This window comes from Psychrilyobacter sp. (assembly GCF_049671765.1).
Classification (GTDB): domain Bacteria; phylum Fusobacteriota; class Fusobacteriia; order Fusobacteriales; family Fusobacteriaceae; genus Psychrilyobacter.
On record NZ_JBATVM010000074.1, the window covers coordinates 1 to 2,478 of the forward strand.

The following is a 2,478-nucleotide window of genomic DNA, read 5'->3' on the forward strand; positions in this document are numbered from 1 at the left end:
GTTTTGGAGGAGCTTTTTTTAGCTATTATACTTCTAATTAGATTCTTTAAAAGCAATTATTTTTCTATTTTTTAATATCCTAATAAACATAAATACTCTTTGTTGCATAGACTCATACCTATCTTCTTCTATTTTCAAAAGAATATTAATGATCTCATATATTGTATTTTTACCATCGATATTCTCCCATACTAAACTCCCTAATCCATCTAATTCTAAAGTACTAACATTAGATTTTTTAGTCATCCATCTCAAAAAAATTTGAAGAAGAGTAATATGAGTAAAGACAAGATGGATGTTTCCATCTTGTTTTTTACAATCTAAATGAAGTTTTACAGGTATAATATCTAAAAAATTTTCTTCATCTTTTTTCATTTTTGCTCCTTATTCTAAGTATAACTTATTGATTTTATATTATTCCGGTAGTTGTTCATCTGAAGCTTTTCCAGAAACGACTTGAGTATAGATCCAAACAGCTAATGCCGCAAAGATTATAAATCCTACAGTAGAATTTGTAGTAATCGCTCCAAATTTTCTTCCGAATACAGATAAATCTTTTCCTAGAGTAATAAATACCGCCAGTAAGATACCTATTAAAGCATCCCCAGCAACTAATCCAGAAGATAATAAGATACCCTTCTCTATTCTTCCTTTTTGCTCTGTTAAATTTTTCTTGAATTTCATCTCAACAACTTCTCTTACCAATGCACCAGTTAAAATAGCAGCTGATAATTGAATTGGTAAATATAATCCTAAAGCAATAGGTAAGATAGATAATCCTAGAAAGTTAATAACTACTGCGATTACTACACCTACAATGACTAATATCCAAGGAATCTCTCCTGTCATAACACCTTCAGATAACATTCTCATCAATCCTGCTTGAGGTGCAGGAACATCTGCTGATCCTAGTCCAAAAGCTTTATGTAACATAAGCACTACTCCACCTGCTGCAAATGCTGCTACTATTAATCCTGCAAACATTGACCATTCTATTTTCTTTGGTGTTCCACCAATTAAGTATGTATGTTTTAAACTTTGTGCTACTCCACCAGAAGTTGAAATAGATACACAAACTACACCGGCAGCTATGATAGCCATAATTTTTCCTAATTCAGGATCTATACCAGATGCTTTGATAACTGATGCTATTACTAATAATGATGCTATAGTCATTCCAGATACAGGGTTATTTGATGCACCCATAATTCCTGTCATTCTAGCTGATACTACACCGAAGAAGAATGAGAAGAATATTACCAAAAATGATACGATAAATCCTACTTTAGGTATTCCTGCTGATAATGGTAATAACCATACTATTAAGAATACTGCGATAGCTCCTGCTCCAACAAATGTTAATGGAGTATCGATGTGTTGTCTTTCTACTTTATGAGCAGTTTTTTCTGCTTTTAAACCTATTATAGCTTCTTTGAAAGAGCTTATAATAGCTGGAGCTGATTTAGCCAATGAGATAAATCCACCTGTTGCTACTGCTCCTGCTCCTATATATCTAATATAGTTAGACCAAATAGATATAGCTGACATCTCTGATATTAATTGAGTCGCTGGAAATATAGGAGTTGTCGCTCCTGCTCCTATAAACTTTATTAATGGTATGAAACCAAACCATGCTAATAACGCTCCAGAGAACATTAAAATAGCTACTCCAGTTCCTACTATAAATCCTACTCCTAATAATGATGCTACTGCACTAAATCCAAAAGCTGTTCCTAACTTTGTAATAGCCCAAACTGGTCCTTCTGACCAAAGTCCTAATCCACCAGATAGAAATTTAAAAGCTCCACCCATTCCTAAACCTTTTAATACTGTTTTAAATCCCTCTCCACCTTTATTTGCATTTACTAGGATCTCATAAGCTGCTACTGATTCTGGGAACATTAATATTCCATGTTCCTCTACGATTAAATACTCTCTAAACGGAATAACAAATAAAGTACCTATTAATCCACCTAATATAGTTATAATAGCTATAGAAACCATACTTAAGTCATGTCCCCATATAATAATTGCCGGTAATGTAAAGATTATTCCACCTGCGATAGATTCTCCTACTGCGGCTACTGAAGCCACTAAATTAGCTTCTAATATAGAGTCCTTTTTAAATATTGCTTTTAAGATTCCTGTTCCTAATATTGAAGCTGGAATTGCTGCTGCAATTGTTATTCCCGTCTTTAATCCTAAATATACATTTGATGCTGCGAATACTACTGCAAATAAAATTCCTAATCCTATAGAAACTGCTGTAGTTTCAGACATTGCTGTATCCATAGATACAAAAGGTTTAAATTGATGTCTTTTCTCATTCATTTCTTTCCTCCTTGAAATTCAATAAAGTTAATTTCCACTATATTGTACAATAATAATAACCTCCTTTCAGTTTTAAGTCAAGAACCTATATTTCGGCACTAAAGTTCATTTATATACGATAAAAACTATATTTATACTCAATATAAA

Annotated in this window: 2 protein-coding genes; both read right to left on the reverse strand. The window is 32.6% G+C overall.

The features are described 5' to 3' along the window. Positions 1-33: 33 nt before the first annotated feature. Positions 34-375 carry a PqqD family protein gene (locus WBG30_RS03780; protein WP_424503316.1) on the reverse strand — a complete coding sequence of 114 codons (342 nt, stop codon included), beginning with the start codon at positions 373-375 and terminating at the stop codon, positions 34-36. Between the two features lie 39 nt (positions 376-414). Next, complete coding sequence (locus WBG30_RS03785) at positions 415-2,331, reverse strand: OPT family oligopeptide transporter (protein WP_424503317.1); 1,917 nt, start codon at positions 2,329-2,331, stop codon at positions 415-417. Positions 2,332-2,478 lie beyond the last annotated feature (147 nt).

Excerpts from the sequence above, each read along its gene's own strand:
- WBG30_RS03780 (WP_424503316.1), bottom strand. The coding sequence starts at position 375 with ATGAAAAAAGATGAAGAAAATTTTTTAGATATTATACCTGTAAAACTT.
- WBG30_RS03785 (WP_424503317.1), bottom strand. The coding sequence starts at position 2,331 with ATGAATGAGAAAAGACATCAATTTAAACCTTTTGTATCTATGGATACA.